Origin of the sequence: Pseudomonas sp. NFACC39-1, from assembly GCF_900110355.1 — a bacterium.
Classification (GTDB): Bacteria; Pseudomonadota; Gammaproteobacteria; order Pseudomonadales; family Pseudomonadaceae; genus Aquipseudomonas; species Aquipseudomonas tehranensis.
Window position 1 is genome coordinate 189,846 of sequence record NZ_FODL01000007.1, and the last position, 26,286, is coordinate 216,131.

A 26,286-nucleotide genomic window follows, 5' to 3' on the forward strand; every position below is an offset into this window, starting at 1 on the left:
GATTACTCGGCCATCGAAGAAGAACGGGAGGTAGGGATAGGCGGAACCGGGTCATAACCGCCGGGATTCCACGGATGACAGCGACCTAAACGACGAAAGGTCAGCCAGCCACCGCGCAGAAGGCCATGATTTTCTATGGCTTCATACGCGTAGCAAGAACAACTGGGGTAGAAACGACAGTGACTGGCCATCAGGGGACTAATGGCGTAGCGATAAAACTGGATCGGAACGAGTGCCAGTTTACGCATCGGGACTGTCTACCCCTACAGTTTCGGTGTTGACTGCTGGCGGTGCAGGCTTGTTACGAGCCAAGCGCTTCCAGAGTTTGCCGAAATGCTGAATCAATTCGGGGTTTTCTACGTCACCCAAACCTTTGCGCGCGACGATAACAATGTCCCAACCGACCAGTGAATCCTGGTTCAGGCGAAACGATTCGCGCATCAGACGTTTGAGGCGATTGCGCTCAACGGAGAGCTTGACGCTCTTTTTCCCGATAACCAGCCCTAGTCGGGGGTGATCGAGATCGTTGCTGCGCGCAAGGAGCAGGAGATTTTTCCCCGGAACCTTGCCGGTAGGGGAGTCAAAGACTGCCTTGAAATGCCGGGGTGTAAGCAGACGCTTTTCCCGACTGAAGTCCTGACTCACCTCCAGTGCCGGATTATCAAACTGCCAGACGCGCACGACCTTTGGCGCGGCGACGCGACAGGACGGCACGACCGTTCTTGGTAGCCATGCGAGCACGGAAACCGTGGGTACGAGCGCGTTTGATAGTGCTTGGTTGGAAAGTACGTTTCATGTCGTGTTACCTGGGTTCGTCCACAACGGGCCGGAATGGCCCCCGTTTTAAGAGACCGGGGATTCTAGAGAAAGCAAGCCTCTAGGTCAATTTCCAACCAGCGTTTACTTGAAATAGATGTCCCGCCTGGATAGCGGCTTCATCTCAGACCTCCAGATATAGAAATAAAAAGAAGGGAATTATTTAAAGCTTTTCTGTAAAGCTTATAAAAGCAAGGCTGGCATGTGTCTGTGGATAACCATGCAGAGCCCTTGTATTACGCCATGTACAGAGAATGACAACTACAGGGGAAAGCGGTGTTCAGCCTGTGCTGCGCTGTCGGATAAGCTGTGTGTGGAATGGCCAGTTATCCACAGGACGGTTATCCACCGAGTTCAACCCCCACTTGTGCAACGACCTTAGGGGAGGTTATCCACAGAGCTTATCCACCGACCGCCTGTCGTCTTGCTCTAGGTTAAGGCATTGATAAATCATGGTGGATGAGCAACCTGCATGTGGATAAGTGGACGTCCGCTCGCTACAATGGCCGCTTGTTTTTGCCTCACCGGCTTTCAACTTAGGGGATATCCGTGTCAGTGGAACTTTGGCAGCAGTGCGTGGAGCTTTTGCGCGATGAGCTGCCTGCCCAACAATTCAACACTTGGATCCGTCCGCTACAGGTCGAAGCCGAAGGCGACGAGTTGCGCGTCTACGCACCGAACCGTTTCGTTCTTGACTGGGTCAACGAAAAGTACCTGGGGCGGGTCCTTGAGCTGCTTGATGAGCATGGCAATGGCATGGCGCCTGCGCTGTCCTTATTAATAGGCAGCAAACGCAGCTCGACTCCGCGCGCGGCCCCCAACGCCCCGTTAGCCGCTGCGGCCTCCCAGGCCCAGGCTGTCGCTGCGCCGGTTAACCATGCCGCACCGGCCCCCACGCCAGCACCGAGCAAGCGTAATGCACAAAAAGTGGCCGAAGTCAGCGAGGAGCCCTCACGGGACAGCTTCGACCCAATGGCCGGGGCCAGCTCCCAACAAGCTCCGGTGCGCGCTGAACAACGCACCGTCCAGGTCGAAGGCGCGCTCAAGCACACCAGTTACCTGAACCGCACCTTCACCTTCGAGAACTTTGTTGAAGGCAAGTCCAACCAACTGGCGCGAGCGGCAGCCTGGCAGGTCGCGGACAACCCCAAGCATGGCTACAACCCGCTCTTCCTTTATGGTGGCGTAGGCTTGGGTAAAACACACTTGATGCACGCGGTGGGTAACCACTTATTAAAGAAGAACCCGAATGCCAAGGTCGTGTACCTGCATTCCGAGCGTTTCGTGGCCGACATGGTCAAGGCGCTGCAACTGAACGCGATCAACGAGTTCAAGCGTTTCTACCGTTCGGTGGATGCTTTGCTGATCGACGACATTCAGTTCTTCGCCCGCAAGGAACGCTCCCAGGAAGAGTTCTTCCATACCTTCAATGCGTTGCTTGAAGGCGGGCAGCAGGTCATTCTTACCAGTGACCGCTACCCGAAAGAAATTGAAGGTCTTGAAGAACGTCTCAAGTCGCGTTTTGGCTGGGGCCTGACGGTTGCCGTCGAGCCGCCGGAGCTGGAAACCCGGGTGGCGATCCTGATGAAGAAGGCTGATCAGGCCAAGGTCGAACTGCCTCACGACGCCGCATTCTTCATTGCCCAGCGTATCCGCTCGAACGTCCGCGAGCTCGAAGGTGCCCTCAAGCGGGTCATCGCTCATTCGCACTTCATGGGCCGGGACATCACCATCGAGTTGATTCGCGAGTCCTTGAAGGATTTGTTAGCGCTCCAGGACAAACTGGTTTCTGTGGATAACATTCAGCGCACTGTCGCTGAATACTACAAAATCAAGATATCCGACCTGCTTTCCAAACGCCGTTCGCGTTCGGTGGCTCGCCCGCGTCAGGTGGCGATGGCCTTGTCCAAGGAGCTGACCAACCACAGTCTTCCGGAAATCGGCGACGTGTTTGGCGGACGCGACCACACCACGGTGTTGCACGCCTGTCGTAAGATCAACGAACTTAAGGAATCCGACGCGGACATCCGCGAGGACTACAAGAACCTGCTGCGAACACTGACCACTTGATGACCACCAGCGCAGCTTATTAAGGCAAGGGACTAGACCATGCATTTCACCATTCAACGCGAAGCCCTGTTGAAACCCCTGCAACTGGTCGCAGGCGTCGTCGAACGCCGCCAGACCTTGCCGGTACTTTCCAACGTGCTGCTGGTTGTCGAAGGCCAGCAATTATCGCTGACCGGTACCGACCTGGAAGTCGAGCTGGTCGGTCGTGTACAGCTTGAAGAACCGGCCGATCCGGGTTCCATCACCGTGCCGGCGCGCAAGCTGATGGATATCTGCAAAAGCCTGCCCAACGATGCGCTGATCGATATCAAGGTCGATGAGCAGAAGCTCGTGGTCAAGGCCGGTCGCAGCCGTTTCACCTTGTCGACGCTGCCGGCCAACGATTTCCCGACTGTGGAAGAAGGCCCTGGCTCGCTGACTTGCAGCCTCGAGCAAAGCAAATTGCGCCGTTTGATCGAACGCACCAGCTTCGCCATGGCGCAGCAGGACGTGCGTTACTACCTCAACGGCATGCTCCTGGAAGTGTCCGCCGGTATCATCCGTGCCGTCGCCACCGACGGTCACCGTTTGGCCATGTGCTCGATGCAGGCCGATATCGGTCAGCCAGACCGCCACCAAGTCATCGTCCCGCGCAAAGGTATCCTGGAATTGGCGCGCCTGCTGACCGAGCCGGACGGCAATGTCAGCATCGTATTGGGCCAGCACCATATCCGCGCCACCACGGGTGAGTTCACCTTCACCTCGAAGCTGGTCGATGGCAAGTTCCCTGACTACGAGCGCGTGCTGCCAAAAGGCGGTGACAAACTGGTCCTGGGTGACCGCCAGGCGCTGCGCGAGGCGTTCAGCCGTACCGCGATCCTGTCCAACGAGAAGTACCGCGGCATTCGTCTGCAACTGGCCAATGGTCAGCTGAAAATCCAGGCGAACAACCCTGAGCAGGAAGAAGCGGAAGAAGAAGTGGGCGTTGAATACAACGGCGGCTCTCTGGAAATCGGCTTCAACGTCAGCTACCTGCTCGACGTACTGGGCGTGATGACCACTGAGCAAGTGCGTCTGATCCTGTCGGACTCCAACAGCAGTGCGCTGGTGCAGGAGTCCGATAACGACGACTCGGCCTACGTTGTCATGCCGATGCGTCTGTAATCATGCCCAGCAGAAGCTAGATGTCCTTAAGTCGCGTCTCGGTCACCGCGGTGCGCAATCTGCACCCGGTGACCTTCTCCCCCTCCCCCCGCATCAATATCCTTTACGGCGCTAACGGCAGCGGCAAAACCAGCGTTCTGGAAGCTGTTCACCTGCTGGGGCTTGCTCGTTCATTTCGCAGCACCCGTCTGTTACCGGTCATCCAATACGATCAGTTGGCCTGCACCGTGTTCGGACAGGTGGAGTTGGCGCAAGGCGGTCATAGTGCCTTGGGGATATCACGGGACCGGCAAGGCGAATTCCAGATCCGCATCGATGGGCAGAATGCCCGCAGCGCCGCGCAACTGGCGGAGATCCTGCCGTTGCAGTTGATCAACCCGGACAGTTTCCGATTGCTGGAGGGCGCGCCGAAGATTCGTCGACAGTTTCTCGACTGGGGCGTGTTCCACGTGGAACCGCGTTTCATGGCCACTTGGCAGCGCTTGCAGAAGGCGCTGCGCCAGCGAAATTCCTGGCTGCGGCATGGTACACTTGACGCCGTTTCGCAAGCGGTTTGGGACAGGGAACTGTGCCAGGCCAGCGCTGAAATAGATGAATACCGCCGCGCTTACATCAAAGCCTTGAAACCGGTCTTCGAGCAGACCTTGAGCGAACTGGTTGAGCTTGAGGGCCTGACGCTCAGCTATTACCGAGGCTGGGACAAGGACCGGGAACTGAGCACCGTGCTGGCTGGCTCGCTGCAGCGGGACCAGCAGATGGGCCATACCCAGGCTGGACCGCAACGCGCTGACTTGCGCCTTAGATTGGGCGCACATAATGCCGCGGACATCTTGTCCCGGGGGCAGCAGAAATTGGTGGTGTGCGCATTGCGTATTGCCCAGGGCCATTTGGTCAGCCAGGCGCGACGCGGTCAGTGTATTTATCTGGTGGATGACTTGCCGTCCGAATTGGACGAAGCCCACCGCCGCGCACTCTGCCGCTTGCTGGAAGACTTACGCTGCCAGGTTTTTATCACCTGTGTAGATCACGAATTATTGAGGGAAGGCTGGCAGACGGAAACGCCAGTCGCTCTGTTCCACGTGGAACAGGGCCGTATCACCCAGACCCACGACCATCGGGAGTGAAGGCATTGAGCGAAGAAAATACGTACGACTCAACGAGCATTAAAGTGCTGAAAGGCCTGGATGCCGTACGCAAACGTCCCGGTATGTACATTGGTGACACCGACGATGGCAGCGGTCTGCACCACATGGTGTTCGAGGTGGTTGACAACTCCATCGACGAAGCCCTCGCCGGCCATTGCGATGACATCAGCATCATCATCCACCCGGATGAGTCCATCACTGTTCGTGACAACGGTCGTGGCATCCCGGTAGACGTACACAAGGAAGAAGGCGTTTCCGCAGCCGAGGTCATCATGACCGTGCTGCACGCCGGCGGTAAGTTCGATGACAACTCCTACAAGGTTTCCGGCGGTCTGCACGGCGTAGGTGTATCGGTTGTGAACGCACTGTCCGAAGAGCTTGTCCTTACTGTTCGCCGCAGTGGCAAGATCTGGGAACAAACCTACGTTCACGGTGTGCCTCAGGCGCCGATGGCCATCGTAGGCGACAGTGAAACCACCGGCACCCAGATTCACTTCAAGGCTTCCAGCGAAACCTTCAAGAACATCCACTTCAGCTGGGACATCCTGGCCAAGCGGATTCGTGAATTGTCCTTCCTCAACTCCGGTGTCGGCATCGTCCTCAAGGATGAGCGCAGCGGCAAGGAAGAGCTGTTCAAGTACGAAGGCGGTCTGCGTGCATTCGTTGAATACCTGAACACCAACAAGACTGCGGTCAACCAGGTGTTCCACTTCAACGTCCAGCGCGAAGATGGCATTGGCGTGGAAATCGCCCTGCAGTGGAACGACAGCTTCAACGAGAACCTGTTGTGCTTCACCAACAACATTCCACAGCGCGATGGCGGTACTCACCTGGTGGGTTTCCGTTCGGCGCTGACCCGTAACCTGAACAACTACATCGAACAGGAAGGCCTGGCGAAGAAGCATAAAGTCGCCACCACCGGTGACGATGCCCGTGAAGGCCTGACGGCGATCATTTCGGTGAAAGTGCCGGATCCGAAGTTCAGTTCCCAAACCAAGGACAAGTTGGTGTCTTCCGAAGTGAAGACCGCGGTCGAACAGGAAATGGGCAAGTACTTCTCCGACTTCCTGTTGGAAAACCCCAACGAAGCCAAGCTGGTGGTCGGCAAGATGATCGACGCCGCCCGCGCCCGTGAAGCCGCGCGCAAGGCCCGTGAGATGACCCGCCGCAAAGGCGCGCTGGACATCGCCGGCCTGCCGGGCAAACTGGCCGACTGCCAGGAAAAGGACCCTGCCCTGTCCGAACTGTACCTCGTGGAAGGTGACTCTGCTGGCGGTTCCGCCAAGCAGGGCCGCAACCGCCGCACCCAGGCCATCCTGCCGCTCAAGGGCAAGATCCTGAACGTCGAGAAAGCGCGCTTCGACAAGATGATCTCCTCCCAGGAAGTCGGCACGCTCATCACTGCGTTGGGCTGTGGCATCGGCCGCGATGAGTACAACATCGACAAGCTGCGTTATCACAACATCATCATCATGACCGACGCCGACGTCGACGGTTCGCACATCCGCACCCTGTTGCTGACGTTCTTCTTCCGTCAGTTGCCGGAGCTGATCGAGCGCGGCTACATCTATATCGCCCAGCCTCCGCTGTACAAGGTCAAGAAAGGCAAGCAAGAGCAATACATCAAAGACGACGACGCCATGGAAGAGTACATGACGCAGTCGGCCCTGGAAGATGCGAGCCTGCACCTGAACGAAGAGGCCCCAGGCATTTCCGGCGAAGCTCTCGAGCGCCTGGTTAACGACTTCCGCCTGGTGATGAAGACCCTCAAGCGCCTGTCGCGCCTGTACCCACAGGAGCTGACCGAGCACTTCATCTACCTGCCGGCTGTCAGCATGGAACAGCTGTCCGATCACGCTGCAATGCAGGATTGGCTGGCCCAGTACGAGGTTCGTCTGCGCACCGTAGAGAAGTCTGGCCTGGTGTACAAAGCCAGCCTGCGTGAAGACCGTGAGCGTAACGTCTGGCTGCCAGAGGTCGAACTGATCTCCCACGGCCTGTCGAACTACGTCACCTTCAACCGCGACTTCTTCGGCAGCAACGACTACAAGACCGTCGTCTCCCTGGGCGCGCAACTGAGCACCCTGTTGGACGAAGGCGCGTACATCCAGCGTGGTGAGCGCAAGAAAGCCGTCACCGAGTTCAAGGAAGCCCTTGAGTGGCTGATGGCCGAAAGCACCAAGCGCCACACCATCCAGCGCTATAAAGGGCTGGGTGAAATGAACCCGGACCAGCTGTGGGAAACCACCATGGACCCGGGCTCGCGCCGGATGCTGAAAGTCACCATCGAAGATGCCATTGGCGCAGACCAGATCTTCAACACCCTGATGGGTGATGCGGTCGAGCCTCGTCGTGACTTCATCGAGAGTAATGCGTTGGCGGTGTCTAACCTGGATTTCTGATCCAATTGTCCAGCCACCCTGCCCCAACGAAAAAGGCCAACGCATATGCGTTGGCCTTTTTTTCGCTCGAGGGTCCTAACTCGCCACCGAAGCCTCACTCCCCGCCGCCACACTCTCCAACCGATACCCATACCCATAAATCGTCAGCAACTGCCAACCCCGATCCGCCGTCAGCCCAAGCTTGTTGCGCAGGCGGTAGATGTGGGTATCGAGGGGGCGGGACGAGGTCATTTCCTCGTGGGTCCAGAAGCGTTCGTAGAAATATTCCCGGGACAGTGGGCGGCCCAGGTTGGCGAACAGGCAGCGGGCCAGACGGTACTCTCGTTCGGTGAGGCTGATGGGTATGCCGGCGCGGGTGACGGTGAGTTCGGCATCGTCGAATTCCAGGTCGTTGAATACCAGCACGTCGCTGGCTGGAGCGCGCTGCAGGTTATGGCGCCGCAACACGGCGGTGACCCGGGCCTTGAGTTCGTTGGGCCTGAAGGGTTTGCTCACGTAGTCGTCGGCTCCGGCATTGAGGGCCTGGACCACATCGTGCTCGCCGTCGCGGCTGGTGAGCATGATGGCGGCCGGCGGCGAGTCCATGTGCTCGCGCGTCCAGCGCAGCAGCGACAACCCGCTGATGTCGGGCAATTGCCAGTCGAGGATCAACAGGTCGAAGGTTTCCCGGCGCAGTTGCCGCAACAGGTCTTCGCCGCGCTCAAAACTGTGCAAGGTCCAGGCTTGCTCGCCCCTGCCGGGGAGCTGTTGCAGTGTCTGTTCCACCCGGCGCAGCTCGGCCGGTTCGTCATCCAGTATGGCGACACGCATGGGATGCGATTCCTTGATCTCGAGAGTAACGGACATCACCAGGGTGGCCATGCAATCTGAACAAATATTCCACTCGCCCGATGTAGCCTCGACGAACCGATAAGTTGTCGGGTTGCAGGTCCCCTGTCGCTGGCAGTGACAATACCGGCTCATGACGCGCAGGGAAAGGTAGCAGCGCGCCACCTATCGAGTCCGCTATAGTCTTTGGTCTTCAGCCTGCTGGTGCGACACGCGACCACCATGAAAAAATCCCCCGTTCCTATGTTCTGTCAGGGTGCTTATGAGCAACCAGCGTCGTCGTGAAAGCCGTGAACCGACCCAAGTCCAACGCATGTTTCGCCAATTGGTACGGGAATGGTTGTGGATAAGTCTTGTTTTGTTGCCGCTCACCGCGCTGTTGTCGTTCAGTACCCAGCCAACTCGCCACGGACCAGGGGCGGCGTTGTTGTCGGTGTTTGTGGTCGCCGTCGTGCTGGGCTTGCTATTGCTGCGCCCTCGCCTGGCGCTATGGACGACAGTGGGTGGCATGAGCATGGCCCTGCTGATCAGTGTTGTACTCGCAGCTGAAGGCTGGTGGTGGTCGCCCATGGCGAGCGTGCTGGGCATCGTGTTTGGTTATCTGATCTGGAATTGGCGGCGCCTGAGCGTAGTGCTGGCCTACTTTGGCTGGGAGCTGGCGCGCCTGGATGCGGAACCCAAGGTGTTCCCCGAACGGCGTCGTGCCCCCTACACCGGCAGCGACCGCTTGCAGGGCCAGATCATGGCTCTGGAACAAGCCATGGGGCGAACCCGGGACACCCGCCGTTTTATTGCCGATGGCCTCGAATACCTGCCCGTGGCCACAATGATCAGTGATCCCCAAGGCAGAATATTGCTCGGTAACCGCAAGGCTCGTGATCTCTTCGGCCATGGCTTGGCGGGGGGTGATGTATTGGAACATCTCGCACAGCTAGGTTACCCAGGATTGGAACGTGGGCAGCCTCACCGGTTATCCACATTGCCACTGGTGGAGTTTCGCGACAGCCGGGAGCGCAGCCTGCGTCTGGAACGCGCACCGCTCTTGCCTGTTGATGGTGAGGCGCCGATTGGCTGGTTACTGAGCCTCATCGACCTGAGTGCGGAACGCGAAGCCGAAGAGCAGCGCAGCGTCATGTTGCGTTTTTTATCCCATGATTTGCGCGCGCCCCACTCAGCGATCCTGGCGCTGCTGGATGTGCAGCGGCATCAGACGGGGGCGAATAATCCGCTCTTCGATCAGATCGAGCGCCAGGTGCGCCGCGCCCTGGAATTGACCGACGGCTTCGTGCAACTGGCCAAGGCCGAATCCGAGGCTTACCAATTCCAGCCGACGCTGTTCGCCATGCTGGTGCTGGATGTACTTGACCAAGCACTGCCGATTGCCCAGGTAAAACGCATCCAGTTGACTCATGAAATAGAGGATGAAGAGGCGATGGTGAGGGCGGATCAACCGTTGCTGACCCGTGCCCTGTTCAATCTGCTGGAAAATGCCATCAAGTACAGCACGCCCGACGCCTGCATTTCGCTGCAGGTTCATTGCACGTCGGGGTGGTTGATCTGCAACGTCGCCGACCAAGGCAAGGGCATCAGTGCCGAAGAACTGCCGGACCTGTTCAGTCAGTACCGCCGGTTTTCGTCGGCCCAAGGGGTCGATGGCATTGGCTTGGGGTTATCGATGGTCAAGGCCGTGGTTGACCATCACGAGGGGAAAATCGAATGCCATAGCGTGGTAGGTAAAGGTACAACGTTCAGCCTGCGATTTCCGTTGTTGGCAGAGTAAAAGATCATCCGAACGCGGCCCGAGCCTTGGGACGATCTTTTGCTGCTATAAAAACTTATGCACCTGAAGGCGGGTTTTATGTGTTTATGAAATATGTATTAAAAACAAAGACATAAAACACAAAAGTAACGGTTTTCGAAAAAACGGTACACAGGTTATCCACAGATATCAAACAGCAGCTTGTTCCGTGGACACTTCTGCGACAGGGCCGGGAGGAAGCGAACCCATTTCCCGTTGTGTCTGTTCATTCCAGGCTTGTACGCGCTCATTAAGCTCGGCAATGGCGCGAGGCCCGCTACCTTCGGCATACATCGGTTGGCCGATCACCACGGTGATGACGCCCGGGGTCCGGAGCCAGCCACCCTTGGGCCAGAACTTACCGGCATTGTGTGCAATCGGCAGCACCGGCAGGTCAGCGTTTACCGCCAAAGCGCTACCACTGCGCGAAAATTTTCCGATGGTCCCGTAGGGAACACGCGTGCCCTCCGGAAAGATCAGCACCCAAACCTTGTCCTTGAGCAGCTCATCGCCTTTTTTCGCCACCTGCTTGAGAGCAACCTTGGGGTTGTCCCGGTCAATGGCGATGGGGCGCAGCATTGCCATGGCCCAACCGAAGAACGGTACAAACAGCAGTTCACGTTTGAGCACTTGGCTCAGGGGCTCGAAGTAAGCCGACAGGAAGAACGTCTCCCAGGTGCTCTGATGGTTGGACTGGATCACGCACGGCCGGTCAGGCACGTTTTCGGCGCCTTTTACTTCATACCGTATCCCCAGAAAAACCTTGCTCAGCCACAGCGCGCAACGGCACCAGTACACATTGATAAAACGGTAGCGCGTCCTGAACGACATGAAGGGCGCGACAAAAAAACTCAAGGAGCACCACAGCAAGGAACTGGTGCCCAGCAGCAGGTAAAAGAGGAAGGTTCTGATGGCCTGCAATATCGACATAGCGGCATTTACCGTTGCGGGCAGTGCCCGACTGTTTAAGCGCTTCCCGAACAGTCCTTGATCAGGATGTCTTGGGAGCTCTAATTGTGGATAAGTTCAGCGGCAATCGCCGCCAAGTCTTCAAAAATCAAGGTGCCCACCGGCAGGGTCTTGCCCAAAGTCTTCTCGCCTTTCCCGGTCTTCACTAAAACTGGCTGACAATCGACGGCCTTGGCCGCCTCCAGGTCACCGAGGCTGTCGCCGACGAACCACACACCCGCCAGCGCTACGTTGTAATGCGCGGCGATGGTTTTCAGCATGCCGGGCTTGGGCTTGCGGCAATCGCAACCTTCGTCCGGCCCGTGTGGGCAATAGACAATCAGCCCGACTTCACCACCCTGCTCGGCCACTAATTCGCGCAAGCGCTCATGCATGGCCTCAAGGACCGCCAGGTCGTAGTAACCGCGGGCAATGCCCGACTGGTTGGTGGCAACCGCCACCGTCCAGCCGGCCTTGCTTAACTGCGCAATGGCTTCGATCGAACCGGGGAGTGGCAACCACTCCTGCACCGATTTGATGTAAGCGTCGGAGTCGTGATTGATCACTCCGTCCCGATCGAGAATCAGCAGTTTCAACAGCAGCCCCTCAACCCAGCATGGAAATGTCGGCAATATTGAGGAACAGGCCCCGCAGGCGTGCCAGCAGTGCATAACGGTTCTTGCGAACGTCTTCGTTGTCCGCATTCACCATCACGGCTTCAAAGAACGCATCGACAGGATCGCGCAGTGCTGCCAGGCGTGCCAGCGCTTCGGCATACTCGCGCTTTTCCATAAGTGGCTGCACGGACGTAGACGCCTGCTGGATAGCCGAGTTAAGAGAGAACTCCACGGCGTTATCAAAGTAACGCGCCTCAGGTACGCTGAAAATGGTTGGCTCGACCTTGCTCAACAGATTCGACACCCGCTTGTTCACCGCCGCCAGCGCTGCCGCTTCCGGCAATTGGCGGAAAGCCTGCACCGCTTGTACGCGCTGGTCGAAGTCCAAGGCCGAACCCGGCTTCAGGGCGCGTACCGACAGATAGGTGGCCACATCGACGCCTTCGTCTTCATAGCGCGCACGCAGGCGGTCGAAGATGAATTCCAGTACGGCATCGGCCAGGCCGGCAGATTTGACCTTGCTGCCGAACGCGTCGACGGCGAATGCCACGGCGTCGTTCAGGTCCAGGTCCAGTTGCTTGTCGATCAGGATCCGCAGCACGCCCAACGCCGCACGACGCAAGGCATACGGGTCTTTGCTGCCAGTGGGCAGCATGCCAATGCCGAAGATGCCCACCAGGGTGTCGAGCTTGTCGGCGATGGCCACGGCCGCACCGGTCAAGGTAGTCGGCAGTTCAGCACCGGCACCGCGCGGCATGTACTGCTCGTTCAGCGCCAGGGCTACGTCTTGCGGTTCGCCGTCATTGAGGGCGTAGTAGTAACCGGCGATACCTTGCATCTCCGGGAACTCACCGACCATTTCGGTGGACAGGTCGCACTTGGACAGGATGCCGGCCCGCGCCGCGCGCTGGGCGTCGCCGCCGATGCGTGGAGCGATGAAGGCGGCCAGTTTCGACACGCGCTCGGCCTTGTCGTAGACGCTGCCGAGTTTTTCCTGGAACACCACGTTCTGCAGGCGTTCGTTGAAGCTTTCCAGGGGCTGTTTCTTGTCTTGCTTGAAGAAGAACTCGGCGTCGGTCAGGCGCGGGCGAACGACTTTCTCGTTACCGGCGATGATCTGCTGCGGGTCCTTGCTTTCGATGTTGGCCACCGTGATGAAGCGCGGCAGCAACTTGCCTTCGGCGTCGAGCAGGCAGAAGTATTTCTGGTTGTCCTGCATGGTGGTGATCAGCGCTTCCTGGGGCACTTCAAGGAAACGTTCCTCGAACGAGCACACCAGCGGCACCGGCCATTCCACCAGCGCGGTCACTTCGTCCAACAGGTTTGGCGGCACGATGGCGGTGCCTTCCTGCTGGGTGGCCAGCTCTTCAGTGCGCTTGCTGATCAGTTCGCGGCGCTCGTTGGCGTCGGCCAACACGTAGGCCGCACGCAGGTCGGCCAGGTAATTGGCCGGCGAGGTGATGCGCACGCTCTGCGGATGATGGAAGCGATGGCCGCGGGAATCGCGACCGGCCTTCTGCGCCAGAATCGTGCAATCGATGACCTGGTCACCGAGCAGCATCACCAGCCATTGGGTCGGACGCACGAACTCTTCCTTGCGCGCGGCCCAGCGCATACGCTTGGGAATCGGCAAGTCATTGAGGGAGTCTTCAACGATGGTCGGCAACAGGCTGGCGGTCGGCTTGCCCTTGATGCTCTGGCTATAGCGCAGTTTCGGCCCGCTCTGGTCGATTTCGCTCAGGTCTACGCCACACTTCTTGGCGAAACCCAGGGCAGCCTGGGTCGGATTGCCGTCGGCATCGAACGCGGCCTGGCGTGGCGGGCCGTCGAGGTTGATGCTGCGGTCTGGCTGCTGGGTCGCCAGGGCGGTGATCAGCACGGCCAAACGACGCGGCGCGGCGTAGACCTGCTTGGCTTCGAAATTCAGGCCAGCGGCTTGCAGGCCTTTCTCGATACCGGCCAGGAACGCATCGGCCAGGGTGTTCAGGGCTTTGGGTGGCAGTTCTTCGGTGCCCAGTTCAACCAGAAAATCTTGAGCACTCATTGTGCAGCCTCCAGCTTAGCCAACACTTCATCACGCAAATCCGGGGTCGCCATCGGGAAGCCCAGTTTGGCACGGGCCAGCAGGTAGGCTTGCGCAACGGAACGCGCCAGGGTGCGTACACGCAGGATGTATTGCTGGCGCGCGGTCACGGAAATCGCCCGGCGTGCGTCCAGCAGGTTGAAGGTATGGGACGCCTTCAACACCATTTCGTAGCTCGGCAACGGCAGCGGCTGGTCCAGTTCGATCAGGCGCTTGGCTTCGCTTTCATAGAAATCGAACAGTTCGAACAGCTTCTCGACGTTGGCGTGTTCAAAGTTGTAGGTCGATTGCTCCACTTCGTTCTGGTGGAACACGTCGCCATAAGTCACCTTGCCGAACGGGCCGTCAGCCCACACCAGGTCGTAGACCGAATCCACACCTTGCAGGTACATGGCCAGGCGTTCCAGGCCGTAAGTGATTTCGCCGGTCACCGGGTAGCACTCGATGCCGCCGGCCTGCTGGAAGTAAGTGAACTGAGTCACTTCCATGCCGTTGAGCCAGACTTCCCAGCCCAGGCCCCAGGCGCCCAGGGTTGGCGATTCCCAGTTGTCTTCAACGAAACGAATGTCGTGCACCAGCGGGTCGAGGCCCACGTGCTTGAGCGAGCCCAGGTACAGTTCCTGGAAGTTTTCCGGGTTCGGTTTCAGGACCACCTGGAACTGGTAGTAGTGCTGCAGACGGTTCGGGTTTTCGCCATAGCGGCCGTCAGTCGGGCGGCGGCTGGGCTGCACATAAGCGGCGTTCCAGGTTTCCGGGCCGATGGCACGCAGAAACGTGGCAGTGTGGAAAGTGCCGGCGCCTACTTCCATATCGTAGGGCTGAAGTACCACGCAACCTTGCTCGGCCCAGTATTGCTGGAGGGCGAGGATCAAGTCTTGGAAGGTACGCACGGCTGGCGTAGGCTGGCTCACGAAATTCACCTGTTTCTTGGGCTGCGATTTAAAGAGCGGGAGTATACCCGATTCGTTCGTGCGCACGCCCCCTGGAGCCTTATGCCACGCTGCTTTTGGTGTTCTGACGATCCGTTGTACATGGCTTATCACGATCAGGAGTGGGGCACGCCGCTGCGCGATGCGCAGGGTTTGTTCGAGTTGCTTTTGCTCGAAGGGTTCCAGGCCGGGCTGTCCTGGATCACCGTTTTGCGCAAGCGCGAGCGCTACCGGCAAGTGCTGTTCGGCTTTGACGTACAGCGGGTGGCGCAGATGAGCGACGCGGAAATCGAAGACCTGATGCTCGACCCCGGCATCATCCGCAACCGCCTCAAGCTCAAGGCCGCCCGGCGCAATGCCCAAGCCTGGCTGTCCCTGGAGGATCCGGTGGCGTTCCTCTGGTCGTTCGTGGACGACAAGCCGGTCATCAACCACTTCAAGGACCGCTCCGAAGTGCCGGCCATCACGCCCCAGGCCATTGCCATGAGCAAGGGCCTGAAAAAAGCCGGGTTCACCTTCGTCGGGCCGACCATTTGTTACGCCTTGATGCAGGCCTCGGGCATGGTCATGGACCACACCCAGGACTGCGACCGTTACGCCGAGCTGGCAAACGGTGGTTAGAATAGCCCCCTCGCAACACGCCCATGAATTCAGGAGTGACCTGTGGATAAGTTGAAAGGCGCCTTGCTGGTCGGCGCTCTGCGGTTGTTTGCGCTACTGCCCTGGCGCGCAGTGCAGGCGTCGGGTTCGGCCATTGGCTGGCTCATGTGGAAGCTGCCCAACCGCTCTCGCGACGTGGTGCGGATCAACCTCGCCAAGTGCTTTCCCGAGATGGACCCGGCGGAGCGCGAACGCCTGGTGGGCCAGAGCCTCAAGGACATCGGCAAATCCCTGACCGAAAGTGCCTGCGCCTGGATCTGGCCGGCGCAACGCTCTCTTGAACTGGTGCGCGAAGTTGAAGGCCTGGAGGTGCTGAAAGACGCACTGGCCTCCGGCAAAGGCGTGGTCGGCATCACCAGCCACCTGGGCAACTGGGAAGTGCTCAACCACTTCTATTGCAGCCAGTGCAAACCGATCATTTTCTACCGCCCGCCCAAGCTCAAGGCGGTGGATGAATTGCTGCAAAAGCAGCGGGTACAGTTGGGCAACAAAGTTGCTGCCTCCACCAAAGAAGGCATCCTCAGCGTCATCAAAGAGGTCCGCAAGGGCGGCCAGGTGGGCATCCCCGCCGACCCAGAGCCGTCCGAATCCGCGGGCATCTTCGTGCCCTTCTTCGCCACCCAGGCCCTGACCAGCAAGTTCGTACCGAACATGCTCGCCGGCGGCAAAGCGGTCGGCGTCTTCCTCCACGCCCTGCGCCTGCCGGACGGCTCCGGCTACAAAGTCATCCTCGAAGCCGCGCCAGACGCCATGTACAGCACCGACACCGAAACCGCCTGCGCCGCCATGAGCAAAGTGGTAGAGCGTTACGTGCGTGCCTACCCGAGCCAGTACATGTGGAGCATGAAACGCTTCAAGAAACGCCCACCAGGCGAGGCGCGGTGGTATTGAAGGCCTGTTGCTTCATATGAGCGACACAGGATTTGTGGTGAATGCAGGATCTGGGACCCCAAAAACCCACGTGGGAGCCGAGCTTGCTCGCGATGACGGCAGCACATGCAACATCAATGCAAGCAGACCCACCGCAATCGCGAGCAAGCTCAGCTCCCACAGGGATTTGTGATGGATGCGATGTTTGTGAACAACCCGGAAAAACTGTGGGAGCGAGCCTGCTCGCGATTGCGCCCTGACGGCGGCCGCTGAATCAACCGACTCCCCCTCCTGTGGCGAGGGGATTTATCCCCGCTGGGCTGCGCAGCAGCCCCAACCAAGGGTTCGTTTTATCTAACGAACTGTCACCGCAACCGTCGTTGAAGGCGCGATAAATTTTGGAGTGTTGAGAGCCGAATGCCCTAAGCTTGCCTCTTCCCAATCAGCCAAGGACGCGTCAATGGGCATTCGAGGTAATGACCGCCAGATCGATAACATCGAGTTCAATGTCAGCGACATCGCCCGAAGCAAAGCCTTCTATGCAAGCGCATTCGGCTGGAGTTTCGTCGACTACGGCCCGACCTACACCGAATTCAGCGACGGTCGCCTGACCGGTGGTTTCACGACCGGTGAACCTGTACGCCCGGGTGGCCCGTTGATCATCCTGTACGCCGATGACCTTGAGCGTACCCAACTCAGGCTCGAAGCCGCAGGGGCGATCATCAGTCGTGAAGTGTTCGCTTTCCCGGGTGGCCGACGTTTCCACTTTATCGACCCGGATGGCTATGAACTGGCCGTGTGGTCGGCTTCCTGAGAGACTGATCGAAAACAAGCACCCTCGCCCTGTCAGATAAATCATCTGAACGGATAGATTCAATCGAACGGCACTCCCCTGTGGCGAGGGAGCTTGCTCCCGCTGGGCTGCGCAGCAGCCCCAATCATTCCTACAGACAACCCGCACTAGCCACTACCCCACCAAGCAAAACCAACCCCTCTAGCCCCAAATCCCAAGGCAATCCAAAGCCTCGTTTATTCCCCCACCGCCACCCTTCCACCAACCCACGCATCCTTGCGCCGTTGCCTACAACTACGCCAGAATCCGTCCGCTTGTGCGCCTTGCACCCGGGCTCTATCGTTTCCCTGCCACTGCCCATCAGTGGTCGGGTTTAGTAGCCCGTGGTTTTCCCGCAAGAGCATGAGTTCTCCACTCAGGCAGGCATCCCAATTCCTGTCCTTTATGGTGACTGTGCGCAGGGCGCTTCGGCGCGCCGGCAATGCTGGAATCCCCGGTCTACTAACCTGCGTACAGCCGCCACCCCTTCTTTTAGTAGGGAAGAGGTCGCGGCCTAACTCGAGGATTCCAGCGTATGTTCAAAATAACTCCAAACCCTCCGGAAACGGACCAAGCGCCGCAGCGCTCCAAATCCAAAACCCAAAAGCTTGACGAAGCCGCCAATCGCGCTCTCGATTTCTACCTCTCACCAAAGAAGCCTGAAGACACGGCCCAACCAGGCCAGATATTCACCGTCGTCAAAGACATCGACAACGAAAGCCTCCTGGCCAACCTCAGCGAAACCCTGGCTTCAGCCGATGCAATGGTCAACGACCTGGCCTTCGAATTGGAGGGCTCCCGCCGTCACGTTGCCCTTGGCATCCAGCAACTGATCGAACTGAGTTCATTGCTGGCGAACCGGGCGTTGGATAATATTGAACCGGGATAGCAGGTAAACATCGTCCCAGTAAAATAAACCCGGCATCTTGTGTCAGGTTTGCTTTCTCGTGTCGCTGCTCCCGACTGTCGCATCGGTCGAGGAGCAGCGACCTATGAGGGGCGTGAAGTGTAACATCCCCAGTTAATCCACCTTGCGACTATACCTAGAGTTAGATTAGATGAGGTTTCACTTGCAAAATGAGGAAAATCCTCTTGAATCATCTACAACGCTAGGCACTGTCTGCGATGATCAGGCTCGCGTAAAGTAAAATGGACTATCAAGTTCCCCCTTCCATAGGTCTGCAAGCGAGAGAGTGATGCTTATTCATGCGTTCGATCCGGTCGACTTCATGACCTGCAATAACCTTGCGCTCAAACCTTTGATCATGTCTCCGAGCTGTATTGCGTTAGTTGACGAGGGCGTCGGTGTAAGCCATGTGCGCGTTGAAGACCTAAATTTCGCCTCTATTCAAGAGGCTGAGTTCCGGTCAGCAGTAACGCCACGTACTGCAACGTTTATGAAAGGCTTCATGCTCAGTAGAGAAATGACGATTACGGATGGGTACGGCTCCCGACGAGGGTGGCTGGGGGAGGAAAAAGACCGCCTGATTAAGATTTACGAAACCGAGTTACTGATGGAGGAGGTACGACGACGTGTCGCTCCGGAAGCGCCCTCCCGACTGGGCTGCATTTGGGTAGCTGAGGATGGGCCTCATGGTCGTGCCCTGCTGCAAGAAATGTTCTCTGGCTCCCGACATATCGTATCTGTTGCCATTGAACAGAAAATCAACTTATTCAAGGCTGATGCAAGTTTCTACGATCAGCTTTTTGAAACAGGCGACCCAACGGCGGCCGAACGCTACTGGCGCGGCGAGGCACTTAGCTCGAAATGGGAGTTGCTGCTGGATGGCGCTATCAGAGTCACTAAAGATGATGAGCTTCAAGTGTTGCTACAAGACTGCCGGGACGCAGGACATTGCCTACCGATGAAAAAGTAAATACGACATGGGTATGTAAGGGCCTAACGGCATTATTGTTCCAACGCGGAATAGACGAGTCATAAGGAATGTTAAAATTCTCGGGCAATGGCATCCTAACAAGGTTGTCTCTAAGATTTTCTATGTCCCAGCATTTACCATTCTTATTGCATTTCCCTAAACGATATTTTAAGATGGTCGTGGGTATAAACCTGGTTTAAGCTGTTGAGCCTTCACGTCCACGGCTTCCAGATCGTCAATTTCGTTTATCAGCTTCACCAGCTTATCGTAAATACTTTCGAGATCCATGTTACATCCTTGGCGCAGCTATAAACCAATATTGATTAGAAAGGAATATCATCGTCAAACGCATCAAAGTCCTTTGCCGAAGGGTTGATATCTTTTTTTGTCGGTTCTGGCTTTTTTGCTGCTTTAACTTCTACCTCATTTGCAAGGATATAATCGAGCCCGTCAGGCGTAACGGAGTACGTATAATACTCGTACATATTATCATTGCATATAGACTTCTCGATAAGCCCTAAACGTTCTAACTTGACGATTGCAATGGAGTAAAATTCGTTCGGGTTAGATCCATTGAATAGCTCGCTTGATACAACTCCTTCTACGTTGTGCAAACCTTTTTCAAATACCTCTAATAACAGGCGTAGCTCAGTAGTTCCGATCTTATAGTCAAATCCTGTTTTTTTGGTGCGAGCTTTGATAATAGCAACATCTTCCGATGCCAAGCCAAGTCGAACTATCTCCTTTTTCACCTTATTACACGGTGCATTGACTGCTTGCGTTAGGTCATTATCTGAACGATTCCCCTCGAAGTCAGCAGGAGTTAACCCCAGTAGATCCGTCGGAAAGTGAAGGTTAATACCTCGGGGTTTGATAATAAAGCAACGTTCTTTTGTTAAGCTACCAATGAAGAGACCTAATTCGAAAAGTACGTTATCTCTTACCACGAGATGACTCTGCTCACGGATAGTCGATACATCATCCGGAGTGAAGACAAAAATAGCGAAATCCACTGTTCGAGACTTTTCCATTAAGCTATCTATTGTATAACTCGATAAACTAAAGCCATCCTTCCAGTGGACAATTTCAGCATCGTAGTCGAGGCTCTCATTGATAGCATTGGCTACATCAAGTCCTTCAACAGAAGAAGCCAAAAATATGCGAGGTTTTCTCATTTTACCTTCCATGTCTTTCTTGCACTTTTCTTAATTTAAGCATAACCAATTAAGCAACGACAGTGCCGCGTTGTCAGCTAAAAAAAGACTGATTTATTGCCGGACAGAAAATTCTTCCCTTTTTCCTTTCGCTTGCGCACCACAGTGCTCAGGCTGTCCATCTCAACAGTGCGCACAAAGAGGCGCAAATCCCCAATCGCGTCCATGATTAACCCCCTGCGAATCGAAAGCGCTGGATGAACGACGATTCGAGACTCTCGAAGATCTATCTCTAACCCCGTTAAACTATCCTCCAGCCAAAAATATCGCACAGCCCCTCCAGTCCATTCATCAAGGAGTCCCTCCCATGAAAATCGACTTCACCGGCCGTCACGTCTTAGTCACCGGATCCACCAGCGGTATCGGTTTCGCCACAGCCAAAGGCTTTCTCGAAGCCGGTGCCCAAGTGGTCATCAACGGTCGCAGCGAGAGGAGCGTGGAAGATGCGTTGCAGCGCTTGGGCGATCTTGCCTCAAGGGCCGACGGTTTCGTTGGCGACCTCAGCAACGAGCCGGGCTGCCAGGCATTGATCACGAAGTACCCGCGCTTCGATATCGTCATCAACAATCTCGGCATTTTCAAACAGCAGGATTTCTTCGAAACACCAGACAGCGAATGGCAGCGTTTCTTCGAAACCAACGTGATGTCGGGCGTGCGTGTTTCCAGGGCGTACGCGCCGGGCATGGTCGAGCGCGGTTGGGGGCGGATTGTGTTTGTCTCGTCGGAATCTGGCCTGAATATTCCTGCCGACATGATCCATTACGGGTTCACCAAGACCGCACAGCTTTCCATTGCTCGCGGCTTGGCCAAGCGCCTTGCCGGCACGGGCGTTACAGTGAATTCGGTGCTGCCTGGGCCGACGCTTTCCGAAGGGGTTGCCCAGATGCTCAAGGCAGACGTCGAGCGCACGGGGGAAAGCCTGGAAAAGGTCGCGGCAGACTTCGTCAACCACCACCGCAGCACCTCGATCATCCAGCGCGCGGCACGCGTCGAGGAGGTTGCCAACATGATCATTTATGCCAGCTCGGAGCAGGCCTCGGCCACCACCGGAGCGGCGCTGCGTGTTGATGGGGGGGTGGTGGATAGCATCGTTTAGAATCCCATGACACATTGCAAAAAAACGCCGCTTACTCATGAGAGATAAGCGGCGTTTTTTGTTCTGGCAGCAACATGGGTTGATTCAACCGATTTTCGGAGCGGTGAAGGGATTGTTCAGCCCACTCTGTTTTCCATCAGGCGATCCGAGCCGCCTTCGGCCACGCGGTTCTCGATCAGCCGATCCGAACCGCCTTCAGCAACACGTTTTTCGATCAGCCGATCCGAGCCGCCTTCGGCTACACGTTTTTCGATCAACCGATCCGAGCCGCCTTCAGCGACACGTTTTTCGATCAGTCGATCCGACCCGCCTTCGGCTACACGTTTTTCGATCAACCGATCCGAACCACCCTCCGCGACCGTAGGTTGAACAAAAGAAGTTGCGAATGCATTGCCGAGCGCCAGTGCGAGAAGCGAGCCAACGAGCGTTTTGCTGAAAGTGTTCATGTCTTGATCCTTTTTATTCGTAGATGAAGTGAGTTAGACGGTGACGTGCAAACGGACGTCGACGTTGCCGCGTGTCGCGTTGGAGTACGGGCAAACCTGGTGAGCCGCGTCGACCAGCGCTTGAGCTTCGGCTTGATCCAGACCTGGCAGGCTGATGTGCAGGTCGATGTCCAGACCGAAACCGCCTGGGATCTGGCCGATGCCGACGTGTGCCGTGATCGAGGCGTCGGCAGGAATGCTGCGTTTGCTCTGGCTGGCGACAAACTTCAGTGCGCCGATGAAGCAAGCCGAGTAGCCGGCGGCGAACAACTGCTCAGGGTTGGTGGCTTCACCACCGGCGCCGCCCAGGGATTTTGGTGTGGCCAGTTTCACGTCGAGAATCTTGTCGCTGGAAACAGCACGGCCATCACGGCCACCGGTGGAGGTTGCGACTGCGGTATAGAGAACGTTCATGGTGTTTCCTCTTGCTGAATGGGCTGATCGATTTTCAGTTCTAGTATGCGCTAAATGTTTGTGCGCTAACCAGTTGAGATAAAGTTAACGCTCAAATACTTTGCGCGCAAGATAAATTTTCAAAAAATTATCAAAATTGAATTAAGCAATTGATCTGCAAAAGAATTTATTTTCGGACAGCGCAGCATCACCCGCGGCGGGGTGAGCCAAGGGGAAGGTAGGTGTCAGGGAGTCAGTGCCCGCGCAATTGCAGGCCTTCGAAGAGAGGGCGTTCGGGGTTTCTCGATCATTCCCACGCTCCCGCGTGGGAATGCCGCCAGGGGCGCTCCGCGTTCCGCTTATGGAAGGTGACGCAGTGTGTGGACACGATCAATTCCGACTGATGAGGCAAAGCCAATCCGACTAAGCAACAGCCACTCGGTTGCGCCCCAGCGCCTTCGCCCGATACAGGGCCTTATCCGCATCGTTCATCAAGCTGTGAAGATCCTTATTACAGGCCTCCGTAGACGCGACGCCGAGGCTCGCTGATATGCTGTGAACAGGTTCGATCATCAATCCTGCAATCGTATCAATGAGCTGTTCTGCAATCTGGGTAGCGACTTCGATGGAAGTGTCCGGAAGCAGAATGGCGAACTCTTCCCCACCCAGCCGGCCGTGAATGTCCGTCGCCCGAAACGACGAACTGATGACCGCCCCCATCTTGCGCAAAACCTGATCCCCGACCTGATGGCCGTAGGTGTCGTTGATGTGCTTGAAGTGATCCATGTCCAACATGACCGCGCACAACCCCAACCGGTTGGTCTTACATTCGTCATAAAGCTGCTGGGCATGCTCGAAAAAGGCCCGCCGACTCTTCAGGCCCGTCAGTTCATCGGTTTGGGCGGCACGGGTTGAAATGCTGTTCGCCTGTTCCATTTCACGGGTGAGTCGAAAAGCGGTTTCCAGTGCCTGGGACATTTTGTGTGTAGCGCGGGCCGCAAATGCTGCGAACACCAAGATCGACAGGGCGATGCCCACTTGAATCGGCGACGGTTGAAACAGCAGCCAGGCGGTGCACGGCAATAGGACCAGGCCAATGGAGACCAGGGTCATGTCGCGGTAAGCGGAGTAGCAAGACACCGCGCTGACGGACATTCCGACGGTAAAGAGCATGACCAGTGCCTGCGACAAGAGATCGTCTGCCGGCATGACCGCTAATGCGCCGCCGCCCCAGACGCTGGCGGACGACACGAGCGTGATCCAGTATTTGCGCTCCCAGCGTTCAGGCGTGCGCTCACTTTCGTCGCTGCGAACATAGGCAATAAACAGCGAGATGCGCAACAACGTCGATCCGGTCAATATGGCCAGCCACCAAAAGATGACGTTGTGTTCAAAACGATCCCAGCACAGCCAACTCAGCATGATGGCAGCGAGGTAGCTACCAAAAACCGCAGACACGGATTGGCGAAACAGTTGCTGCAATCGGTCAGTTCGCACCTGCTCGGCTATGAAAAGCGCCTGGTCATTCCGAGATCTTGGGCCATGCATGTGATCCACCTGATCGTGACGCAACTGAAAAAGAACGATTGTGGCACCCTGCCACCAACGCAAACAACTGAATTACACCCACGGCCCCGATTGAGCCAAAACCCCGTGGCGAGGGAGCTTGCTCCCGCTGGCTGCGAAGCATCCCCTTCGCGATAGCGGGTGAACCCGCCAAAGAAAAACCCGACGCGTTACGTCGGGTTTTCGTGGGGTACGACTATTCGTTTGTCCTATCGCTTCTTCTTAGCGATAGATGTCAGCTGCCCTTGGCAGAAAAGGGATGGCGCGCAATGCTGAATGAGCGAGAGCAAGCCCGAGGTGCCCATTGTTTACGGGTTACTCGACTTGCGACAGCTTGGCGTCGTCGCAACCGGCAGCACGGCACTCGCGCTCGACAGCCTTGAGTATGACGATACGCGCCTCGGTCTTCTCATTGGCACAGTCCAGGTAGAGCAGGCCATCGTTGGAACAGGCGTTGTCACGAATTTTGATCCACTGGATTTGAGCGGCTTTCACCTTTTTCTTTTGATCCGGGGTCAGGGCACTCATCGTCTTCTTGTATTGCTCGTTGATTTCCTGATCCGACTGAACCATTTTCAGCGACGCGCAATAGGTCCTGTCATAGGCGTTTCTAGGGTTATCGCAACTCATCGCAGATGCCGATGCTGATGCCATTGCCAGCAATGTCCCAACCAACAAAGACTTGATCACTCACTTCACTCCCTGACTGCCCTCTATCCATTAGAGGTCGCGGTGAGGAATTTATCATGAGGGTTGTAGAACAATGAAGCGGATCCTATGGTTCATTCGGCCCGAACAATGGGCAAATGCTGATAGGGGTTCGGGAGCAAGTGATCGCTGAAAAAGGCTGCGTCGGGGAGTGTCAGAAATTTTGTGTTCGGGCATAACATGAGTAAGAGGTGCATGTATGCCAACCAAAAAGAAACCCCAGCGTGACCTGCCCAAAATCCCAAAAGAGCTGCTTGAGCAGTTTGGTGAGGGGCTGATGACAGCGGAAGCCATCGAGGACGCCTCGGCAGCGCCCGGAGGATGAAACTAATCAGCGCAATGGCAAGAGTGGAAAAACCGTTTTGACCGGAGATGGTCCGCTGCGGCTGGATATCCCACGCGACCGGGATGGCAGTTTTTCGCCCATTTTGATCCCCAAACACGAGCGCCGTTACACCGGTTTCGACGACAAGATCATCGCCATGTACGCCCGGGGCATGACGGTTCGCGAGATCAGAGCGTTTCTCCTGGAACAGTACGGCACAGACGTTTCGCACGACTTCATTAGCTCAGTCACCGACGCGGTGATGGAAGAGATCGGCGCTTGGCAGCAGCGACCGCTTGAGCCGATGTACCCGGTCATCTTCTTCGACGCGCTGCGGGTCAAAATCAGGGAAGAAGGTCTGGTCCGCAATAAGGCCATCTACTTGGCCTTGGGCGTACTACCGGACGGAACCCGCGATATCTTGGGCATCTGGATCGAGACAACGGAAGGCGCCAAGTTCTGGATGAAGGTCTTCAATGACCTCAAGACACGCGGCGTCGAAGACGTGTTGATTGCCGTGACCGATGGCCTCAAAGGCATGCCAGAAGCCCTGAGCGCGGTGTTTCCTGAGACGACGTTGCAAACCTGCATCGTGCATCTGATCCGCAACAGCCTCGACTATGCAGCCTGGGACAAACGTCGGGAACTGGCCAAGGCTCTCAAACCGATCTATCAAGCGATCAACGCCGAGGCCGCCGAAGCGGCTTTGGACTCGTTCGAAAATGGGCCTTGGGGCAAACAGTACCCGACCGTCGTCGCTGCTTGGCGACGCGCCTGGGATCGAGTTATCCCGTTTTTTGTCTTCCCACCCGCCATCCGGAAAGTGATTTACACGACCAACGCAATCGAGAGCATCAACGCTCAACTGCGAAAGATCATCAAAACGAGGGGACACTTCCCAACCGATGATGCTGCCACCAAATTAATCTGGCTGGGCTTGCGCAATATCACGGCAAACTGGGGCAGTGCGGCCCACGACTGGAAAAGTGCCATGAATCAGTTCGCGATCCTGTATGGGGACCGGTTCATCAGGCCGACGTGGTAAATGAAGGTCTGCCTAACGGCAGGCCGTCACCGGCCCGCACACAAAAAATCTGACACTCCCCTGCGTCGTCGTTCCCCACCTTTTTCGGACCGAAAGACAAGCAACCATCACGTATCGAGCGAGCGGGCATCTCCAAGCCGGTCAAATATTCGTGGCGAGGGAGCTTGCTCCCGCTGGGCTGCAAAGCAGCCCCACCCACCCCGAAAAATTCTTACAGACAAAACCGTATCACCCACTTCACCCCCCAATTGCAAACCCGTCTAGCCCCTTAGTCCCCGGTCTACTAACCTGCGTACAGCTGCCACCCCTTTTTCAGCTGAGTGTCGCGCCTTTTTCACCTTCGCATGAAGGAGCGTTAACCTACGAGGAGGGGCGATTGTGAGAAGCTATTTTCGGCCAAAAAAGAGCGTTTCCGCTTCGGGCCGGCAACCAGCGT

24 protein-coding genes and 1 pseudogene are annotated in these 26,286 nt (G+C 56.8%); 12 read left to right on the forward strand and 13 right to left on the reverse strand.

Translation table 11 applies throughout. The annotated features are described in order from the left end of the window. Nucleotides 1-2: 2 nt before the first annotated feature. Genes yidD through rpmH form a run of 3 tightly spaced genes read right to left on the reverse strand, consistent with a single transcriptional unit; the run spans nt 3 to nt 796 of the window. The gene (gene yidD / locus BMY45_RS17180) at nt 3-248 is read right to left on the reverse strand and encodes a membrane protein insertion efficiency factor YidD (RefSeq protein ID WP_010465488.1); all 246 of its coding nucleotides are present in this window, start codon (nt 246-248) and stop codon (nt 3-5) included. Continuing rightward, nucleotides 241-645, reverse strand: coding sequence for a ribonuclease P protein component (gene rnpA, locus BMY45_RS17185; protein ID WP_218157846.1), 405 nt, complete (start codon nt 643-645; stop codon nt 241-243). The genes yidD and rnpA overlap by 8 nt, the downstream gene beginning before the upstream one ends. Before the next feature lie 16 nt (nt 646-661). After that, nucleotides 662-796, reverse strand: coding sequence for a 50S ribosomal protein L34 (rpmH, locus tag BMY45_RS17190; RefSeq protein WP_003213577.1), 135 nt, complete (start codon nt 794-796; stop codon nt 662-664). Nucleotides 797-1,365: 569 nt separating this feature from the next. Here rpmH and dnaA point away from each other — a divergent pair. From dnaA to gyrB, 4 genes are read left to right on the forward strand one after another with little or no spacing between them, the layout of a single operon-like run. Then, nucleotides 1,366-2,886: a chromosomal replication initiator protein DnaA gene (gene dnaA, locus BMY45_RS17195; RefSeq protein WP_092399625.1), complete on the forward strand. Its 1,521-nt coding sequence runs from the start codon at nt 1,366-1,368 to the stop codon at nt 2,884-2,886. A 39-nt stretch (nt 2,887-2,925) separates the two neighbouring features. Beyond that, on the forward strand, nt 2,926-4,029 hold the full coding sequence (dnaN, locus tag BMY45_RS17200) for a DNA polymerase III subunit beta (protein WP_007903001.1): 1,104 nt from the start codon (nt 2,926-2,928) through the stop codon (nt 4,027-4,029). 20 nt (nt 4,030-4,049) lie between these two features. Next, nucleotides 4,050-5,153 (forward strand): DNA replication/repair protein RecF, encoded by a 1,104-nt coding sequence (gene recF / locus BMY45_RS17205; protein ID WP_047230105.1) that lies wholly within the window; start codon nt 4,050-4,052, stop codon nt 5,151-5,153. A gap of 5 nt (nt 5,154-5,158) precedes the next feature. Further along, entirely contained in the window at nt 5,159-7,576 is a 2,418-nt protein-coding gene (gene gyrB, locus BMY45_RS17210) for a DNA topoisomerase (ATP-hydrolyzing) subunit B (RefSeq protein WP_047230120.1), read from the forward strand. A gap of 75 nt (nt 7,577-7,651) precedes the next feature. On the opposite strand, the gene BMY45_RS17215 is transcribed toward gyrB, so the two are convergent. Then, nucleotides 7,652-8,386, reverse strand: a complete 735-nt coding sequence (locus tag BMY45_RS17215; protein ID WP_092399839.1) for a response regulator transcription factor — start codon at nt 8,384-8,386, stop codon at nt 7,652-7,654. 280 nt (nt 8,387-8,666) lie between these two features. Here BMY45_RS17215 and BMY45_RS17220 point away from each other — a divergent pair, with 280 nt between their 5' ends. Beyond that, nucleotides 8,667-10,184: a sensor histidine kinase gene (locus BMY45_RS17220; protein WP_092399627.1), complete on the forward strand. Its 1,518-nt coding sequence runs from the start codon at nt 8,667-8,669 to the stop codon at nt 10,182-10,184. Nucleotides 10,185-10,352: 168 nt separating this feature from the next. On the opposite strand, the gene BMY45_RS17225 is transcribed toward BMY45_RS17220, so the two are convergent. The 4 genes from BMY45_RS17225 to glyQ form a co-directional block, all read right to left on the reverse strand. Beyond that, on the reverse strand, nt 10,353-11,132 hold the full coding sequence (locus tag BMY45_RS17225; RefSeq protein ID WP_092399629.1) for a lysophospholipid acyltransferase family protein: 780 nt from the start codon (nt 11,130-11,132) through the stop codon (nt 10,353-10,355). 80 nt (nt 11,133-11,212) lie between these two features. Beyond that, nucleotides 11,213-11,752 carry a D-glycero-beta-D-manno-heptose 1,7-bisphosphate 7-phosphatase gene (gene gmhB, locus BMY45_RS17230; protein ID WP_177193364.1) on the reverse strand — a complete coding sequence of 180 codons (540 nt, stop codon included), beginning with the start codon at nt 11,750-11,752 and terminating at the stop codon, nt 11,213-11,215. 4 nt (nt 11,753-11,756) lie between these two features. Continuing rightward, nucleotides 11,757-13,811 carry a glycine--tRNA ligase subunit beta gene (gene glyS / locus BMY45_RS17235; RefSeq protein WP_092399633.1) on the reverse strand — a complete coding sequence of 685 codons (2,055 nt, stop codon included), beginning with the start codon at nt 13,809-13,811 and terminating at the stop codon, nt 11,757-11,759. Next, nucleotides 13,808-14,761, reverse strand: a complete 954-nt coding sequence (glyQ, locus tag BMY45_RS17240; RefSeq protein WP_003177094.1) for a glycine--tRNA ligase subunit alpha — start codon at nt 14,759-14,761, stop codon at nt 13,808-13,810. Before glyQ ends, glyS begins: the two co-directional genes overlap by 4 nt. A gap of 81 nt (nt 14,762-14,842) precedes the next feature. Between glyQ and tag the strand changes: the two genes are divergently transcribed. From tag to BMY45_RS17265, 5 genes are all read left to right on the forward strand, one after another. Next, nucleotides 14,843-15,400, forward strand: coding sequence for a DNA-3-methyladenine glycosylase I (tag, locus tag BMY45_RS17245; RefSeq protein ID WP_092399635.1), 558 nt, complete (start codon nt 14,843-14,845; stop codon nt 15,398-15,400). 42 nt (nt 15,401-15,442) lie between these two features. After that, nucleotides 15,443-16,330: a lysophospholipid acyltransferase gene (locus BMY45_RS17250; RefSeq protein WP_092399637.1), complete on the forward strand. Its 888-nt coding sequence runs from the start codon at nt 15,443-15,445 to the stop codon at nt 16,328-16,330. Between the two features lie 439 nt (nt 16,331-16,769). After that, nucleotides 16,770-17,123: a VOC family protein gene (locus tag BMY45_RS17255; RefSeq protein ID WP_092399639.1), complete on the forward strand. Its 354-nt coding sequence runs from the start codon at nt 16,770-16,772 to the stop codon at nt 17,121-17,123. Between the two features lie 553 nt (nt 17,124-17,676). After that, nucleotides 17,677-18,030, forward strand: a complete 354-nt coding sequence (locus BMY45_RS17260; RefSeq protein ID WP_092399641.1) for a DUF6124 family protein — start codon at nt 17,677-17,679, stop codon at nt 18,028-18,030. 307 nt (nt 18,031-18,337) lie between these two features. Next, nucleotides 18,338-19,018 carry a hypothetical protein gene (locus tag BMY45_RS17265; protein ID WP_092399643.1) on the forward strand — a complete coding sequence of 227 codons (681 nt, stop codon included), beginning with the start codon at nt 18,338-18,340 and terminating at the stop codon, nt 19,016-19,018. Between the two features lie 323 nt (nt 19,019-19,341). On the opposite strand, the gene BMY45_RS17270 is transcribed toward BMY45_RS17265, so the two are convergent. Then, nucleotides 19,342-20,205, reverse strand: a complete 864-nt coding sequence (locus BMY45_RS17270; RefSeq protein WP_092399645.1) for a TIR domain-containing protein — start codon at nt 20,203-20,205, stop codon at nt 19,342-19,344. Nucleotides 20,206-20,539: 334 nt separating this feature from the next. Between BMY45_RS17270 and BMY45_RS17280 the strand changes: the two genes are divergently transcribed. Then, nucleotides 20,540-21,328, forward strand: coding sequence for an SDR family NAD(P)-dependent oxidoreductase (locus tag BMY45_RS17280; RefSeq protein ID WP_092399649.1), 789 nt, complete (start codon nt 20,540-20,542; stop codon nt 21,326-21,328). A 116-nt stretch (nt 21,329-21,444) separates the two neighbouring features. Here the strand turns inward: BMY45_RS17280 and BMY45_RS17285 are convergent, their stop codons facing one another. The 4 genes from BMY45_RS17285 to BMY45_RS17300 all read right to left on the reverse strand — a co-directional run bounded on the left by BMY45_RS17285 (nt 21,445) and on the right by BMY45_RS17300 (nt 24,462). Continuing rightward, nucleotides 21,445-21,774: a hypothetical protein gene (locus BMY45_RS17285; RefSeq protein ID WP_092399651.1), complete on the reverse strand. Its 330-nt coding sequence runs from the start codon at nt 21,772-21,774 to the stop codon at nt 21,445-21,447. Between the two features lie 33 nt (nt 21,775-21,807). Beyond that, entirely contained in the window at nt 21,808-22,227 is a 420-nt protein-coding gene (locus BMY45_RS17290) for an organic hydroperoxide resistance protein (RefSeq protein WP_092399653.1), read from the reverse strand. Nucleotides 22,228-22,629: 402 nt separating this feature from the next. Beyond that, the gene (locus BMY45_RS17295) at nt 22,630-23,754 is read right to left on the reverse strand and encodes a GGDEF domain-containing protein (RefSeq protein WP_092399655.1); all 1,125 of its coding nucleotides are present in this window, start codon (nt 23,752-23,754) and stop codon (nt 22,630-22,632) included. Between the two features lie 333 nt (nt 23,755-24,087). Continuing rightward, nucleotides 24,088-24,462, reverse strand: coding sequence for a lysozyme inhibitor LprI family protein (locus tag BMY45_RS17300; protein WP_092399657.1), 375 nt, complete (start codon nt 24,460-24,462; stop codon nt 24,088-24,090). Between the two features lie 217 nt (nt 24,463-24,679). Here BMY45_RS17300 and BMY45_RS17305 point away from each other — a divergent pair. Continuing rightward, nucleotides 24,680-25,850: pseudogene (locus BMY45_RS17305) on the forward strand (IS256 family transposase). Nucleotides 25,851-26,286 lie beyond the last annotated feature (436 nt).